14 protein-coding genes are annotated in these 16,822 nt (G+C 60.9%); 1 reads left to right on the forward strand and 13 read right to left on the reverse strand.

What is annotated here, in order from left to right; genetic code table 11:
• Positions 1–62 precede the first annotated feature (62 nt).
• On the forward strand, positions 63–749 hold the full coding sequence (locus tag BD293_RS03060; RefSeq protein WP_142079808.1) for a hypothetical protein: 687 nt from the start codon (positions 63–65) through the stop codon (positions 747–749).
• Here BD293_RS03060 and BD293_RS03065 read toward each other — a convergent pair.
• The 13 genes from BD293_RS03065 to BD293_RS03125 form a co-directional block, all read right to left on the reverse strand.
• Positions 735–2,036, reverse strand: coding sequence for a vWA domain-containing protein (locus BD293_RS03065; RefSeq protein ID WP_170207049.1), 1,302 nt, complete (start codon positions 2,034–2,036; stop codon positions 735–737). The two genes, BD293_RS03060 and BD293_RS03065, sit on opposite strands and share 15 nt — an antisense overlap.
• Entirely contained in the window at positions 2,002–3,108 is a 1,107-nt protein-coding gene (locus BD293_RS03070; protein ID WP_142079810.1) for an AAA family ATPase, read from the reverse strand. Before BD293_RS03070 ends, BD293_RS03065 begins: the two co-directional genes overlap by 35 nt.
• A 121-nt stretch (positions 3,109–3,229) precedes the next feature.
• A complete protein-coding gene (gene glnT / locus BD293_RS03075; RefSeq protein WP_142079811.1) occupies positions 3,230–4,561 on the reverse strand; it encodes a type III glutamate--ammonia ligase in 1,332 nt (443 codons plus the stop codon).
• Positions 4,562–4,637: 76 nt separating this feature from the next.
• A complete protein-coding gene (locus tag BD293_RS03080) occupies positions 4,638–5,981 on the reverse strand; it encodes an FMN-binding glutamate synthase family protein (RefSeq protein WP_142079812.1) in 1,344 nt (447 codons plus the stop codon).
• Positions 5,982–5,994: 13 nt separating this feature from the next.
• Entirely contained in the window at positions 5,995–6,678 is a 684-nt protein-coding gene (locus tag BD293_RS03085) for a GltB/FmdC/FwdC-like GXGXG domain-containing protein (protein WP_142079813.1), read from the reverse strand.
• Positions 6,679–6,681: 3 nt separating this feature from the next.
• A complete protein-coding gene (locus BD293_RS03090; RefSeq protein WP_142079814.1) occupies positions 6,682–7,578 on the reverse strand; it encodes a class II glutamine amidotransferase in 897 nt (298 codons plus the stop codon).
• A gap of 260 nt (positions 7,579–7,838) precedes the next feature.
• Entirely contained in the window at positions 7,839–8,531 is a 693-nt protein-coding gene (gene phoB / locus BD293_RS03095) for a phosphate regulon transcriptional regulator PhoB (protein WP_142079815.1), read from the reverse strand.
• Positions 8,532–8,536: 5 nt separating this feature from the next.
• Positions 8,537–9,244 (reverse strand): phosphate signaling complex protein PhoU, encoded by a 708-nt coding sequence (gene phoU / locus BD293_RS03100; RefSeq protein WP_142079816.1) that lies wholly within the window; start codon positions 9,242–9,244, stop codon positions 8,537–8,539.
• Positions 9,245–9,305: 61 nt separating this feature from the next.
• Positions 9,306–10,334, reverse strand: coding sequence for an ATP-binding protein (locus tag BD293_RS03105; protein WP_142079817.1), 1,029 nt, complete (start codon positions 10,332–10,334; stop codon positions 9,306–9,308).
• Positions 10,335–10,340: 6 nt separating this feature from the next.
• Positions 10,341–11,147, reverse strand: coding sequence for a phosphate ABC transporter ATP-binding protein PstB (pstB, locus tag BD293_RS03110; RefSeq protein WP_142079818.1), 807 nt, complete (start codon positions 11,145–11,147; stop codon positions 10,341–10,343).
• 9 nt (positions 11,148–11,156) lie between these two features.
• Complete coding sequence (pstA, locus tag BD293_RS03115) at positions 11,157–12,947, reverse strand: phosphate ABC transporter permease PstA (RefSeq protein WP_142079819.1); 1,791 nt, start codon at positions 12,945–12,947, stop codon at positions 11,157–11,159.
• Between the two features lie 21 nt (positions 12,948–12,968).
• Positions 12,969–15,593: an ABC transporter permease subunit gene (locus BD293_RS03120; protein WP_211840985.1), complete on the reverse strand. Its 2,625-nt coding sequence runs from the start codon at positions 15,591–15,593 to the stop codon at positions 12,969–12,971.
• A gap of 77 nt (positions 15,594–15,670) precedes the next feature.
• Positions 15,671–16,636, reverse strand: a complete 966-nt coding sequence (locus BD293_RS03125) for a PstS family phosphate ABC transporter substrate-binding protein (protein ID WP_142079820.1) — start codon at positions 16,634–16,636, stop codon at positions 15,671–15,673.
• Between the last annotated feature and the right edge of the window lie 186 nt (positions 16,637–16,822).

Raw genomic sequence — 16,822 nt, forward strand, 5'->3', positions numbered from 1 at the left:
TCACGACGCTTCTCATACCTTCCGATCCTTGATGGCGCGGCTTTCTGCGCCATACTTACCGCATGTTCATTCTAAGCCCCGACACAGTCGCCAATCGCACCGCCCTCGATATCCGCTGGTTGCCCCGGCGGTTTCTGGGGCGCACCTTCCTGTGGCCCCGGCAGGGGGGCTGGCGGCTGTGCCTGCGCGTGGTGTTCGAGACGGAGGTGCTGCGCTATTCGCTTTCGTTGTTGCCCTTCGTGATTGCCGCACTGGTCTGGCAGGACTACGCGATCATCATCGCAAAAGCTCCGATCCTGATGCTGATAGCGATCTATCTGGTCGAGGCACGGCTGCTGCGCGCCACGCCTGCCCAGCGCGCGGCCTTGGTGTCTGAGGCGCAGGCAGATAGCGGGCTGGACATGCTGCGCGCACGGGCCCGCGCCATCCTGACCAAGATCGCCGCGCGGCGCGGGCTGGACTCGGGCTGCCTGCATCTGGTGGTCGAGCAATCCGACCTGCTGCGGGTCGCGCCCCTGTCGCTGGTGTCCGTTCAGTCGGAGGAGGGGCCAGAGCTGTTGGCGCTGGATGCGCAAGAGCGTGCTTTGATCGAAGACACGCTTTTCGTACCCCCCCTGACCGAGCGCGCCTTGCAGCGCATCGGGCTGGCCCGCAAGATCGAGATACATGATGTGAGCTTTGCCCCTGCCCAGATATCGGCCCATGCGCGGATGGCGGCCCTGATGGCCGCGCGCTCAGCGGGCGAGTGACAGCACATGCCCAAAGGGCATGGCGCGGGGCTGTGCATCGGGGCTGGCCCATATGACAGGGCAGTTTGGGGCGCGGTCGCCTGCGGGGCCGTCAAGATCGCTTAGCACGACCAGAACTGACGCGGCCAGATGGCTGGCATGTGCCAGAACCGGACGGAAATCGGTGCCGCCGCCTTGCGGCAGGTCCAGCGTTGCCAAGGTCTGACGCCAGTTGGCGGGATCGAGCGGGATCTCGCTGTGGATATCCTCGTCAAATATCAGCAGTGTCACGCGGGCTTGCAGGCGTCGGGCAATGCCGCTGGCTTCGGCCATCAACCGGCGCAACACCTCCACTGGGATCGAGCCGGAGCAATCCAGCGCCACCACAATCGCGGGGCTGGCTTGCGGTGCTTGCAGGCGGGGTTGCCAAGGGGGCAGGGCTGCGCCCGATTGTACAGCAAGACCTGCCTGCGCCAGCCACCGCCGCGCGGGGCGCGTGCTGCTTGGCGCAGGCTTTTGCAGCATGGCGCGCAGCAACAGCCGACGCAGCACCACTTCCCACGGAGTATGGGGTTGCGGCAGATCAGCCAGACGCAGCCCAAGCGCACCCAGACCCACACCCGCCATGCGCCCTGCGGACAGCGCGCGCGCCAGGTGCGCGCGCCAGTCGCCTGTATCGCTATGATCTGGCGCAGAGCTGTCATCCGCATCCGCAGGGGCGAAGTCTGGCTGAAATCCTTGCTCTTGTGCATGGGCGCGCGCCGTGGCGGCTGTCTCGCGGCGCGCATTCTGCCCCCGCCCCCCGCGGGTGCCGGTCTGCACAAGGCGATGATACAGCCGCTCTGCATCCCATTCGGCCAGCAGGTTTTGGGCGTCCGGTTCTGTGCCAATCGACTGCATCAGGCGCGACAGTGTCAGCGCCGGGCGGGGCAGGGCATGGCCTGCGGCCAGCAACGCTTCGTTTATCAGCGCGTCGCAGCCGATCTGCCACAGGTCTGGTGCGAAATCCGGCCCCAGCCGCTCGACCATCGCCTGCATCCGGCCGGGATGTTGCAGCGCCACATGCAGGATATGATGGCCCGCAAGTCCGATCTGCTCGTGCAAGGGCAGCGCCTCAAACCCTGCGCCATAGCGAATTTCATCCCCCCATGTTGCGGCCAAAGGGGTATCGTCATCATCGCGGTGCCGGCACCAAAGCGAGAGTGCCGCCAGTGCAGGATCCGCTTCAGTCAGGGCCTGCAAGGCGGCGGTCGCGCGTCTTGTGTGGCGCAACTCAGCCAAGGCCCGCAGCGCCGCGTTCGCTGGCATAGGCCGCATAGGCGGGCGAACTCAGGAATGACTCTTGCCAGCCATGCTCTAATGCTTTGGCGATCAGCAATTCAAACCCATGCGTGCCAAGCTCCGCCAGTGGCATGGCTGCGAAGGGCGCGCCGCGCAGTTCCGCCAGCCCCCGCAATTCAGCCATGATCTCGATAATCAAGGGCAAGTTCTGTGCGTCCGCCCGCCCCACCAGCGCATAGACCAGCGCGGTCATGCCATGCAGCGATGCCGGGTAAAGTGCTGCGCGGTCCTTGTTGGCCAGCAGCGCTTCAAGCTGGACTGTGGCGGCGATATCTTCGGCGATCAAGCGAAACTCTGCCGCGACATTTTCGCCAAGCACGCCCGCAAGGGCGATGTTGCGCAAACCCCGATCCTTGATCGTGCCCATCAGCGCCGAGGCGCGCGCCCAAGATCGCGGTGTGCAGGCAATCATCTCACAACGGCGCAAGGCGTCTTGCGTGGTATCAAGGCAGTCCGGTCGCGTACGGATAAAGGCAATCACCGCAGGGTCCAGCGCATTGGGCACAGCGAAGTTGCGCAACCAGTCATCGGCATTGGCCCCAAGGCGCAGATGGATCAACCGGTCTGACAGCGCGGTTCCCATTTCGTAGGCAATCGCGCCATCCTCGACCATATTGCCCGCAGCAACCAGAAAACAGCTGTCGGGCAGCTTATGTGGGCCGACACGGCGTTCCTGTAACAAACCGTAGACTGTGGGCTGAAGATGCGGCGGTGCGGCGGTCAATTCATCCAGAAACAGAACTGACGGGGTATTCGGGTCGTCGGGCAGGTCTTCGGGCCGGAACCAAATTGTGCGCTTTGCCTCAAGATCGAAAAAGGGCAGGCCGCGCAGGTCTTGCGGCTCAATCGTGGTCAGGCGCAGGTCATACAGCCGCGCGCCGATGTCACGTGCGAATTTCTGGACGATCTCGGTCTTGCCGATGCCGGGGCTGCCATGCAGCATCCAGCTTGCCAAAAATCCGTGCGCATTCTGCGCTTCCCACCCTGCTCGCAACAGCAAAAGCGCCTGACCTGTTGCAATTGAGGGGGTGTTAACCATGACCGACCGCGTTCCACTGATGTGCTAGGCATCAGTATCTGGCCCGCTTGCGCCGTTTGGCAAGCCTGATCGCGCCGCCCCCCTCTCGCGCCAGATATGCGCGAGAGGGGTGGCCTCGGGTTCAGATGTCGAGCGTATTCTCGCGTTCCCAGCGGCTGAAATGCGACACAAAGGAATTCCATTCCTGCCGCTTGAGCTTGAGGAAAGCTTGCGAGAATTCCTTGCCCATCATCGCCACCAGTTCGTCATCGGCCTCGTAGTCGCGCAGCGCATCCAGCAGGTTCAGCGGCAGTTTCGGTGCGCCTTCGACCTTGTGGCCTTCGGCATACATGTCGATATCCCAGCGCTTGCCCGGATCGGCCTTGGAGTGAATGCCGCTCATGCCCGCCGCAATGATCACGGCTTGCAAAAGATAGGGGTTCGCCGCGCCATCCGGCAGGCGCAATTCAAACCGCCCCGGCCCCGGAACGCGCACCATATGGGTGCGGTTATTGCCGGTCCATGTGACCGAATTGGGGGCCCATGTGGCCCCTGACATGGTGCGCGGCGCGTTGATGCGCTTGTAGCTGTTCACAGTCGGGTTGGTGATCGCGGCCAAGGCACTGGCGTGTTTCATGATCCCGCCCAAGAAAGCCGCGCCCTGATCGGACAGGCCCAGTTCGCGGGTTGGCCCTTCGCCCTTTTCGGCAGCAAAAGCGTTCTTGCCCTTGCCGCGCCCCGGCGCATCCCAGACCGACACATGCACGTGGCAGCCATTGCCGGTCAGCCCCTCGATGGGTTTAGGCATGAAGGTCGCGCGCAGGCCGTGGTTTTCGGCCACAGATTTGACCATGAATTTGAAGAAACTGTGCTTGTCCGCAGTGACAAGTGCGTCGTCGAAATCCCAGTTCATCTCGAACTGGCCATTCGCATCTTCATGGTCGTTCTGATACGGGCCCCAGCCCAGATCGAGCATATAATCGCAAATCTCGCGCACAACATCATAGCGGCGCATGATCGCCTGCTGGTCGTAGCAGGGTTTCGCGGCGGTGTCGTAAGGGTCGGAAATCTGCTGGCCATCAGGGGTCAGCAAGAAAAACTCGGCCTCGATGCCGGTTTTGACATGCAAGCCCTCTTTCGCGGCTTCCGCAATCTGGCGGCGAAGCACGTTGCGCGGGGCTTGTGCGACATCCTGCCCTTCCATCACGCAATCCGCCGCCACCCATGCCACTTCGGGCTTCCACGGAATTTGAATGACCGAAGCCGGGTCCGGCACGGCCAGCATGTCGGGATGCGCAGGCGTCAGGTCCAGCCATGTGGCGAAACCGGCAAATCCGGCACCATCTTCCTGCATATCGGCAATGGCCTGCGTCGGTACCAGCTTTGCGCGCTGGCCGCCGAACAGGTCGGTGAAGGAAATCATGAAGTATTTGACGCCGCGCTCGGCTGCGAAATTTGCAAGATCTTGTGTCATGCTGTCCTGTCCCTGTTGGTCGCGTGTTCGATAAAGAAAGGCGCGGGCCAGAACGTTGTCTGACCCGCGTTTGATTTCAGTAAGCGGTTCCCGGTTTGCCGGGATACCAGTCTGTGCCTGCCAGCGGGATCTGGGCCATGGCCGCGGCCCCCATTGTCAGGGCGCACAGGTCTTCGGGTTCCAGATTGTGCAGGTGGTTGTGGCCGCAGGCGCGCGCGATGGTCTGCGCTTCCAGCGTCATCACCTTCAGGTAATTGCGCAAGCGCCGACCTGCGTCCACAGGGTCCAGCCGCGCGGCAAGTTCGGGGTCTTGGGTGGTGATGCCCGCGGGGTCGCGGCCTTCGTGCCAGTCGTCATAGGCACCAGTTGTGGTGCCCAGCTTCTGATACTCTGCCTCCCATTTCGGATCATTATCGCCCAACGCGATCAGCGCGGCCGTGCCAATCGCCACTGCATCCGCGCCCAAGGCCATGGCCTTGGCTACATCGGCCCCAGTCCGAATGCCACCCGAGACGATCAGTTGCACCTCGCGGTGCATACCAAGGTCTTGCAACGCGCGCACCGCAGGGCGGATGCAGGCGAGGGTTGGCAGGCCCACATTCTCGATAAAGACATCCTGCGTGGCCGCTGTGCCGCCCTGCATCCCGTCGAGAACCACCACATCCGCGCCCGCCTTGACCGCCAGCGCCGTGTCGTAATAGGGCCGCGTGCCGCCCACTTTCACATAGATCGGGACGCGCCAGCCCGTGATCTCGCGCAACTCCAGAATCTTGATTTCCAGATCATCGGGGCCGGTCCAGTCGGGGTGACGACAGGCCGAGCGCTGGTCGATCCCCTTGGGCAGGGTGCGCATTTCGGCAACACGGTCGGAAATCTTCTGACCCAGCAACATGCCGCCCCCGCCCGGTTTGGCACCCTGACCCACCACGATTTCAATCGCATCTGCCCGGCGCAGGTCATCAGGGTTCATGCCATAGCGTGACGGCAGGTATTGATAGACGAGTGTTTGCGAATGCCCGCGCTCTTCTTCGGTCATGCCGCCATCGCCTGTGGTGGTCGAGGTGCCCGCCGCCGACGCGCCGCGCCCCAGCGCTTCCTTGGCCTGCGCCGACAGTGCGCCAAAGCTCATGCCCGCGATGGTGATGGGAATGTCCAGCTTGATCGGGTTCTTGGCAAACCGCGTGCCAAGGGTGACGCTGGTGTCGCATTTCTCGCGGTAGCCTTCCAGCGGGTAGCGGCTGATGGAGGCACCCAGAAACAACAGATCATCGAAATGCGGAACTTTGCGCTTCGCGCCACCCCCGCGAATGTCATAGATGCCCGTTGCCGCCGCACGCCGGATTTCGGCATTGATCGGGTTTGAGAAAGTTGCCGACTGGATCGGCACTGTCTGCGGAATACGCTTGTCGTGTTCATTCATGAGTCAGGTTTCCTCAATACGCCGCAGCATTGTCAATGTCGAAGTTATACAGGTTTCGGGCTGATCCGTAGCGGCGAAATTCCTCTGGTTTGGCATCAACCCCTGCACGGTCCAGAAGATCGCGCAGGATTTCCAGATGCTCGGGGCGCATGTCCTTCTCGACACAATCCGCGCCAAGGCTTTTGACCGAGCCGCGCACGAACAGACGTGCCTCATAGAGCGAGTCGCCCAAAGCGTCGCCCGCATCGCCGCAGACCACCAGATTGCCTGCCTGCCCCATAAAGGCCGACATATGACCGATATTTCCCTGCACGACGATGTCGATGCCTTTCATCGAAATCCCGCAGCGTGACGCGGCATTGCCTTTGATGACCAGCAACCCGCCGCGCCCGGTGGCCCCGGCATACTGGCTGGCATCACCGTCAATGATAACCGTGCCCGACATCATGTTTTCGGCCACACCCGGCCCTGCCGAGCCGGTGACATGTACCGTCGCCTGCTTGTTCATGCCTGCGCAATAATAGCCGGTAGAGCCGCGCACAGTCACTTCAATCGGGGCATCCAGCCCCACAGCGATGGCATGTGCGCCGCGCGGGTTTTCAATATCCCATTGCGTTGCGTTGGTCTGGTCTGTCTGCGCCTGAAGGGTTGCGTTCATGTCGCGCAGGGTTTGGGTTGCAAGATCAATCGTTTGCATGGGTCAATGGCTCCAGAAATAGACAGTTGCGGGCTCGGGTTCCCAGACGCGGGCCGCCTCAATCCCCGGCAGGTTCACCAGCGCGCGATACTCAGATCCGAAGGCCACATATTGGTCAGTCTCGGCCATGACAGCGGGTTTGCAGGCAATCGGATCACGGACCACGCCAAAGCCATTCTTGGTGCCGACAACAAAGGTGAAGAATCCGTCAAGGTCTTCAAGCGTGCCTTCCAGCGCTTCGCCCAGTGACGCGCCGTTCTGCATTTTCCATGTCAGATAGGCCGCGCCCACTTCGGTGTCGTTCTGGCTTTCGATCCGCACGCCTTCGCGCCGCAATTTGCGCCGCCAGTTATTGTGGTTGGAGAGCGAGCCATTGTGCACAAGGCATTGGTCGGACCCGGTCGAGAACGGATGCGCGCCTTGTGTCGTGACGGCCGATTCAGTGGCCATGCGGGTGTGCCCGATCCCATGCGTGCCCGACATCGCCGCCAGATTGAACCGCGCGGCCACGTCCTTGGGCAGGCCCACGGCCTTGTAGATTTCGACATTCGCGCCATCGCTCATGACCCGCAGGCCGGGGCGCAACTCAGCAAGGGCGGCGCGGGCATGTTCGGCCTTGTCGGCAGGCAGGCTTAGAACCGCGTGGCTGTCTGCACGGCGCAGATCAACCTCGGCCCCGATCGCAGCACCCAGATCCGCCGCAAGCGTGGCGAAATCTGCATCGGCCTGATCCGATTGCACAGTGAGTTTCGACAATGCCGCATTTCCGTCCCCATAGATCGCTATCCCGGCACTGTCGGGGCCACGGTCGGTCATGGTGACCAGCATGTCCGTCAGCATCGCGCCAAGTCGTGGCTCCAGGGATTTGTCTTTCAGGAACAATCCAACAATTCCGCACATCTGTGCTGCTCCTTCTCGAATGGAAGTGTTAATCTCAGGCTTAGGTGTATCCGTGGATGAGTTCAACTTGCAAGAAACATTTTTTCCTGCTGGGTGATTATTTGCCGGATTTTTACGCAAATAGCCCCGCGCACGCGCAGGGCGAGACCTGCGCGGGCGCGCAACGAGGCAAAGCCCGCCGCGCTTCTGTCCGGCACGGTGGCGCGGCAGGCGGATATTTCAAACGGAAAGATGATTCGTGACAGGGATGCGACGGGCTGTCAGCCCATCGCGTAACCGGCCCCGCGTACGGTGCGGATCGGGTCTTCGCCGCCTGCGGCGCACAGCGTTTTGCGCAGACGTCCCACATGCACATCAACCGTGCGTGTGTCGATATAGATATCACGTCCCCAAACCCGGTCGAGCAGCGCTTCGCGCGTCCAGACCTTGCCGGGGCGTTCCATAAAGGCCGCGAGCAGGCGAAACTCTGTCGGACCAAGATGCAGGTTCTGGTCGCCGCGCTTGACGCGATAGCTGTCCGGCTCCAGCCGGATATCATTGTATTCCAGCGTCTGCCCTGTGCTTGTCGGGCGCAGACGGCGCAGGTTTGCCCGCACGCGCGCAATCAATTCGGCCACGGAATAGGGCTTGATGATGTAATCATCCGCGCCTGTGTCCAGCCCGCGCACACGGTCGCTTTCCTCAGACCGGGCAGAGACCATGATGATCGACGCCTCGCGCCCCTCGGGGGTTGCGCGGATCTGGCGGCAGGCTTCCAGCCCGGACAGGCGCGGCAGCATCCAGTCCAGCAGCACAATGTCGGGGCCAAGTTCGGCGACAGCCAGCAGCGCTTCTTCACCATCCTTGGCCGTTGCGATGCGAAAACCCGCAGCTTTCAGATTGTAGCTCAGAAGCGCAACCTGTGCAGGTTCGTCATCGACGATCAGAACCAGCGGGGTATCGGCGTCCGACATAAAGTTCACTCCTTCGGGCCGGCAATCGTTGCTGTGGAATGGCCCTTCTCGCGCGGCTCGGCATGTCTGCCCTCGGTCACGAAGATGACCTGCTCGGCCCCATGCGTGACCAGATCTCCCATGCGTTCGATATTCTTAGCAATGAACACATAATGCAGGCAGGGCGTGATATTGCGCGGGTCTTCCATCATATGGGTGATGAATTCGCGGAACAGCGCGTTGGTCATGTCATCCACCTCAATATCGCGGGTGATGACATCGCGCGCCAGTTCGGCGTCCATGCGCGCAAAAGCGTCCAGCATGTCTTTGAGCATATGGCCGACCAGCCGCGCCTGCCGCCGCAGCGCACCGGCGGCCCCCTCGATCATGGGCGCGTTGATCAGGATGGGAACGCGCTTGCCCATGTTCTTGGCGTAATCGCCCAGCCGCTCCAACTCGCCGGCCATTTTCATGACGGCCACGGCGGCGCGCAGGTCATCGGCATGGGGCTGGCGCAAAGCCAGCAGGCGCACGACCTGATTGTTGATTTCTTCTTCGGCGGCGTCGATCACCTTGTCCCCCTGCACAACCTGCGCAGCAAGGTCTTCGTCGCGTTGCTCCAGCGCGCGGGCGGCGTTCATGATCGCGGCTTCGACATGCCCGCCCATGGTCAGCACATTCAGGCTGATGGCTTCAAGATCACGGTCAAAGGCCGAAAGTGTATGCGGTTTCATGGTATTGGTCCTTTTCCACACTGACGGAATACCGTCGGGACGTAACAGTGATGTGACAGTTTCAGCTACACGGCAGGATTGTGTCAAACCGTGCCCCTTGCCCCGGCTGCGATTGAATGACAAGCCGCCCGCGATGACGCCCCAGAATATGCTTGACGATCGCCAGCCCCAGCCCCGTGCCGCCACTGTCGCGCGAGCGCGCCTTGTCGACGCGGTAAAACCGTTCTGTCAGGCGGGGAACATAGATCGGGTCGATCCCTTCGCCGTAATCCCTGATCGACATGCGCAGCACCGCGCTGTCATAGCCGGGCATACTGGCAATTTGCTGGCCCGTTATCTCGACGCGGCCACCGCTTGCGCCGTATTTCAGGGCGTTCTCGATCAGGTTGTGATAGACTTGCACAAGCTGGTCATAATCGCCCGGAATTTCAGGCAATTCCGGCAGGTCGCATGTGACTGTCAGCCCCGCATTCTCGATCTGGGGGCGCAAGGCGGCAAGCGTTGCGCGGATGACCGCATCAAGCGCGACTGTGCCGCGCGGGCGGATTTTCTCGACACTCTCAACACGCGACAGCGATAGCAAATCCGCGACAAGGCCAGTCATGCGCGAAGCCTGTTCCGACATGATGCCCAGAAATTCTGCGCGTGTTTGCGGGTCATCACCCGCCGGGCCTTGCAGTGTCTCGATGAAGCCTGCCAGAACCGTCAGCGGCGAGCGCAACTCATGGCTGACATTTGCGACAAAATCACGACGCTGCGCGCTGGCCGCTTCCAGATCGGAAATGTCGCGCATGGTGATAAGAATGCGCGCGCCATCCATGCGGCGCGCCGCGACTTGCCAGATCGTTTCGCCCTGCGTGCCATGCGACTGAAAACTGGCGCTCTCGCCATCTGACCCGGCCAGAACCCGCTCCAACATGCTTGAGACTTCGGGCTGACGCAAATGCGCGCGCAACTGCGCGCTGCGAATGCGCATACCGAACAGGTCTATCGCTGCGGGATTGGCCGCAACCACAAACCCTTCCAGATCGACCAGCAGGACCGGATCGGAAAAGGCTGCAATCAAGGCCTGCAATGCCGTGTCGTTCATTGATGATTATCCAAACCGCCCGGTGACATAGTCATTGGTGCGGCTTTTCTTGGGATTGGTAAAGATCGTTTCGGTGTCGCCAAACTCTATCAGGCGGCCCAGATACATGAACGCGGTGTTATCCGACACCCGCGCGGCCTGCGCCATGGAGTGTGTGACCATGACAATCGAATAGGTGCCCTTCAACTCTTCGATCAATTCCTCGATCCGCGCCGTAGCAATCGGGTCCAGCGCCGAGCACGGCTCATCCATCAGCAGAACTTCGGGGTCAGAGGCGACAGCCCGCGCGATGCACAGGCGCTGTTGCTGCCCGCCCGACAGACCCAAGGCGCTTTCCTGCAAGCGGTCCTTGACCTCTTTCCACAAGGCGGCCTGTTGCAGGGCGCGCTCGACCGTCTCGTCTAGAATGGATTTCTCTGTGACCCCATCCACGCGCAGCGGGTAGGTGATGTTGTCATAGATCGACATGGCAAAGGGGTTGGGCTTTTGGAACACCATGCCCATACGCTTGCGCAACGCAATCACATCGACACCCTTGCCATAGATGTCAAAGCCATCCACCGTGATCTTGCCATTGATCTTCAGCCCGTCGACCAGATCATTCATCCGGTTCAGACTGCGCAACAAGGTGGATTTGCCGCAGCCCGATGGCCCGATCAGCGCTGTCACCTGCCCCTGTTGAATCTCCAGATTGCAGTCAAACAATGCCTGCGCTTCGCCATACCACAGATTGAAATTTTCAATATTCAGGCAGGCCCCATCCGGGCTTTTCTTGACATGGTACGAGGTGGGTTCGAATTCTATAGTGTCCATGATGCTCTCTCAGAACTGGCCGGTTGCGTATTTGCGCTTGAGGCGGTTGCGGACGATGATGGCCGTCGCGTTCATAGCAACGATCAGCGCCAGAAGCAGCAATGTGGTGACAAAGACCATCGGTTTGCCTGCTTCGGAGTTGCGCGATTGAAAGCCCACATCGAAGATGTGAAAGCCCAGATGCATGAAGCTGCGATCAAGGTGGATGAAAGGGTAGAAGCCGTCAATCGGCAGGGCAGGGGCCAGTTTGACCACGCCCACCAGCATCAGCGGGGCCACTTCGCCCGCGCCGCGTGCCATTGCCAAGATCATGCCGGTCATGATGCCGGGCAGGGCCTTGGGCAGTACCACATAGCGGATGGTTTGCCATTTCGACGCGCCGCACGCCAGCGACCCTTCGCGCATGGAGCGTGGCACCGCCGCCAGCGCCTCTTCGGTGGCCACGATGACCACAGGAACGGTCAACAGCGCCAGCGTCAATGACGCCCACAGAATACCACCCTTGCCAAAGGTCGGGTTTGGCAGCGCTTCGGGGTAGAACAACTGGTCAATCGTCCCACCCATTGTGTAGGCGAAGAACCCCAAGCCAAACACACCGTAAACAATGCTTGGCACACCGGCCAGATTGTTGACCGAAATACGTACAATCGACGTGACCCGCCCCTGTTTGGCATATTCGCGTAGGTAAAGCGCTGTGATGACACCGAACGGGGCCACGAAAACCACCATCAGCAAGGTCATGGCAACAGTGCCAAAGATCGCAGGCAGAACGCCGCCCTGTGTGTTGGCCTCGCGCGGCTCGGCCGAAACAAACTCCCACCAGCGCGAGAAATAGATGCCGATCTTCTCCGGGATGCTGATCGTATTGGCGGGGAAATACCGCACGATCTGGCTTATTTCCGGCTCGATTGTGCGCCCGCCTACCTCTTCCAAGGTGACAGTGTAGCGCCGGTCTGTCGCGCGGATTTCATTGACGCGGGCTTGCAGCACCTCGAATTCGGCCTGCAATTCCTGAATACGCGCCTGCGACTCTGCCAAAACCCCGTCGCGGGCTTGCGACGCCAGACCATCGACATCCGCAGTCTCGCCTTGCTGCAACGCGCCTTCTTCCAATAGCGCGCGCCGCTGGGCCAAACGTTCGCGCTCGATCTGGTGGTTGATCCGTCCAATCTCTGTGCGCTCGATCCGGCGGATCTGGTTGAAGCGGTCGCGGGCCAAGGATTGTTCGCGGCGCAGAACAGCGGGATCATAGTCCATCTGCTGGCCGTCAATCTGCATCCCCGCAATACGTCCGACAAACACGCCCCAAGTCTGGCGCTCGAAGTAATAGAAAACTTCGGGCTGGGTGACGTTCTGGGTCTCAAAGTCTGCGACCCATTGGAAATCATCGCCATACAGGTCGAAATTCGCAGTCTGGTATAGGGTGCGATAGGCAAAGCCGTCATTGGCCTCGACCTCGGCGCGCACATCTTCTGCAAGGCGGGGCATATCAGGCCGGAAGATCGTGCCGCGCCGCTCAACACCGGCGATGACGGTGCCATCTGTCAGTTCAACCTGCGCGATGGGTTTGGGCCAGAATGTCGTGGCACCATTATACAGCACCATCATCAAAAAGCCTGCAATCAGGATGATCCCAAGCGCAAGTGCGCCGCCAAACCCCCAAAGGGCAGGCTCGCCTGTGGCCGACAGGTCGGCCGAGAAGCGCCGGACACGTCTGCCCTTCACGGCGTCTTTTGCAGCGACCCCGGCCGCACCGGCCGCGCCGGATGCGGGTGGCAATTGTTCGTTCAAGCTGGTCATATCTGTCCCCAGGCCCAAGATTTACAGATTGAAAGCGCGCTTGCGAAAGCGCTGGCGGATCAATTCCGCAACGGTATTGATGATGAAGGTCATGATGAACAGCGTCAGCGCCGCAAGGAACAACACGCGGTAATTGGTGCCGTCCTTCACTGCCTCGGGCAATTCAATTGCGATGTTGGCGGATAATGTGCGCAGGCCCGAAAAGATGTTCCATTCCATGATCGGCGTGTTGCCCGCCGCCATGACCACGATCATCGTCTCGCCCACCGCGCGGCCCATGCCCATCATCACTGCCGAGAACACGCCCGATGCCGCCGTCGGCAACACGACCCAACGCGCGGTTTGCCACGGTGTCGCCCCGCACGCCAAGGAGGCCGCGCGCAAATGCCCTGGCACCGAGTTCAGCGCATCTTCGGCAAGCGTGTAGATGTTGGGGGTCACGGCGAATGCCATGATGAACCCCACCACCAGCGCGTTGCGTTGCTGATAGCTGTCGATGAACGACCCGCGCGGGTCATAGCCGATCAGCGTCAGGAACGATGCAAAGCCGTAGGACAGCAGCATCGCGCCCACCAGCATGGCAATCCAGCGGCCTGCATCGAACATACCAGCGCGCGAACGCTCCATATTGCCGATCAGGTCGCGCCAATGGTGCCCGTACAGTTTGCGAAAGCCCCAACTCACAGCCAGATAGGACAGCGGCAGCAGGATCAGGAACATGAACGGCGTGCCTGTGCCGATGCGTCCGGTGGTCCAGCCCTTGAAATCCCCATAGAACAGGACCCGCTCGAAACTGGCCCCAAGACTGGCCGCGATCCACGCTGTCAGCAGAATTGTGACGCCCATCAGCGCAAATTTCGGAAACCCGTCATATTTCAGCGCGACACTCTTGGGCAGGGCTTGCCAGACAAACGCCCCGATCATCAACCCGGTCGGCAAAGCAAAGAAGCCCAGCAAGACAGCGCCAATCCATTCCTCGACCAAGGGGGCGAGCACGAGTGCGGCAATGAAACCCAGAACCACGGTTGGCAGCGATTCCATCATCTCCATCATCGGCTTGACGGTGCCGCGCACACGCTGGTCCACAAATTCCGAAGTGTAAATCGCCGCCATCAGTGCGATGGGCACGGCAAACAGCATGGCATAGCTGGCCGCCTTGATCGTGCCGAAAATCAGCGGCACCAGCGAGTATTTCGGCTCTGCCAGGTCCGTGCCAGCGGTGGATTGCCAAACATAGGTCGGCTCCATATAGCCTTCATACCAGACCTTGCTGAACAGCACGCCCAGCGTGACTTCGGGGTGGCGCTGTGTGTACTGCCACGCCTCAATCTCGCCGCCCTGCGACACGAGCATCACCCCGTTCGAGCGCGGAAAAATCATGCCGCTGGATTCTGTACTCACATCGCCAGAGCGCGCGAGTTCAAACAACACCTGATCCGAGGTGGAGTGATGCACCCAGACATTGCCCTCGGCGTCGATGGCGACAAATTCTTTCTGGCGCTGCGCTGGCGACACATCGACAATCGCCGCAGGCATGGCGCGATGCGTGCGCGCGCGGATCAACTCCCGCCCGTCTGTTGTTTCTGTGGTGCCGGTCTGAAGGCGGAAAAACGCGTTCAGCCCACCGTCTTCGGTCCCCACAATCAATGTGTCTTCGCCCGAAAGAAAGGTCATCGCCGTTACGGCAATGCCGTCATCGGCCACGCGCCGGACTTCGGCCAGCGAAGGCGCGTTCATATCGCGCAGGTCGTAGCGGAAAACAAAGCCGTCACTGCTGGACACGATGGCGCGGTCGCCTGTACCGGACAGCAGAATGTCGGTCACCTCGGCATCGGCCGCAAGGCCGACCAGCGGCGGCAGATCGGTCGTTGTGGTCGTGACCGTTTCTTCGCCCGTCATCATGTTGATTTGCACACGTGACTGGCTGACCCGCACGCGGTTGTCGGCATCCACTGTGGCAAATGCGATGGTGGGCCGCTCGCGCGTGCCACCGATGCGGTAATCAATGGCAATGATCGGCAAGTCAGAGATTTGCTGCCCGTCGCCCAACTCGATCTGCGCGAACAAGGTTCTGAAATCACCTGTGCCCACTTCGGTATAAACACGCCCATCCAGCATACGGTCGCGTGTGTCGATTTCAGTCAATCCGCTGGGCAGGGCGCGCCGCGCCGTTGTCTCGGTTTCCACACCCAGAGTGGCAAAGCGCACAACCCCGTCGTTAAAGCCGAAAGCAACACGGTCGCGCTGCAAAGTTCCGGCCACGGCCGTGACTTCTGCGCCGCGGAAATCAAACTGTTCGCGCGACACTTCGGTGCCAGTGGGAATATGAAAGGTGATGACCCGACCTTCAGCGGCGACAGCCAGCCCAAGGGTCTGGAATTCGTCGCCATTGGTCCAGATAACATCTTGCTGCGTGTCCAACTGGTAGCGGGTGTTGCCCTGTAATTCGCCGCCCGCCATCAGTGGCATGACCACCCGAAACAGGAACACCATGATCCCCATAACGGCAACAATCACCATCAGCCCGCCGACAGTGATAATTCCTCCCGCCAGTTTTTCGCCAATGACAACACTGGTCCGGGTGGTCATCCGCCGCTGCCGTGCCGCTTTGCCGCGCTCACTTGTGGTGGGGGCCAAATCGCTCATGTTGCGTGTCCATCACGTTGTAAAATAAAAAAAGGGGTGGGGCGGTGTGCACCGCCCCACCCGACAGGGTCAGACCCTTAGTTCAGGCCGAATGCAGCCAGATCCTGCTCGGCGATAGCGTTCACCAGCGGGAAGAAGCCGGCGCGCACAACATCGTTCTGGCCTTGCCGGCTGTAGACATAGCGCACGAATTCGGCGCGCAGCGGCTCCAGCTCTGCATTGGGGTCCACGTTCATGTAGATATAGAGGAAGCGTGCAATCGGATAATTGCCCGAGCTGGCATCCTCTGCGGTCGGCGCGTAGCAGTTGCCATCCGCGCCACGGATATTGACCGCTTTCACATCAGCGGTCGCATAGCCAACACCGGAATAGCCGATCCCGCCGATATCAGCGGCAGTGCCCTGAATAACAGTCGAGGAGCCGGGCTGTTCGCGCACTTCGGGGCTGTAATCGCCGCCGAACAGAGCCACTTCGCGGAAGTAGCCATAGGTGCCCGAAGCCGAGTTGCGGCCATACATGGCAACAGGACGGTCTGCCCATTCGCCTTCCAGACCAACCTGGGCCCATGTGGTGATGGCTTCATCTGCACCACCGGCGCGGGTGGACGAGAAGATTGCATCGACTTCCTGCATGCTCAGGCACTCGATGGGGTTGTCGCGGTGTACGAACACACCCAGCGCATCAATCGCACCGCGCATTGGCAGCGGCTCATAGCCGTAGCGTGCTTCAAACTCTTCGATTTCCGAGCCGCGCATCGGGCGCGACATCGGGCCAAACTGGGCAGTCCCTTCGACCAGTGCAGGCGGGGCTGTGCCCGAACCGGCACCTTGGATCTGGATCGCAACATTGGGGTAGATGCTGCGGAAGCCTTCCGACCACAGCGTCATCAGGTTGTTCAGCGTGTCCGACCCGATCGAGGTCAGGTTGCCCGACACACCCGAACCAGCTTCGTAGCTGGGCAGGTTGGGGTCAACATTCTGGGCATTGGCAGCACCGGTCAGCGCCAGCGCGCTTGAGGCAAGCAGCAGCGAAAAACGTGTCATGTCATCTCCTGTCACGTTGTGACGTCAGTTTTTTCAAATAACGTGCCAACGCAGTTTATCGGCACGACACGCACTGCCTAACGCGGCGATGTGACAGCCATAATAAGGTTTTGTAACAGGTTCATGACAATTCGGGCCTGGTATGCAGACAAACGCAACCCCCCCTCTGCGAAATGCACAGAGGGG

The sequence above is a fragment of the Roseinatronobacter monicus genome, from assembly GCF_006716865.1.
Taxonomy (GTDB): domain Bacteria; phylum Pseudomonadota; class Alphaproteobacteria; order Rhodobacterales; family Rhodobacteraceae; genus Roseinatronobacter; species Roseinatronobacter monicus.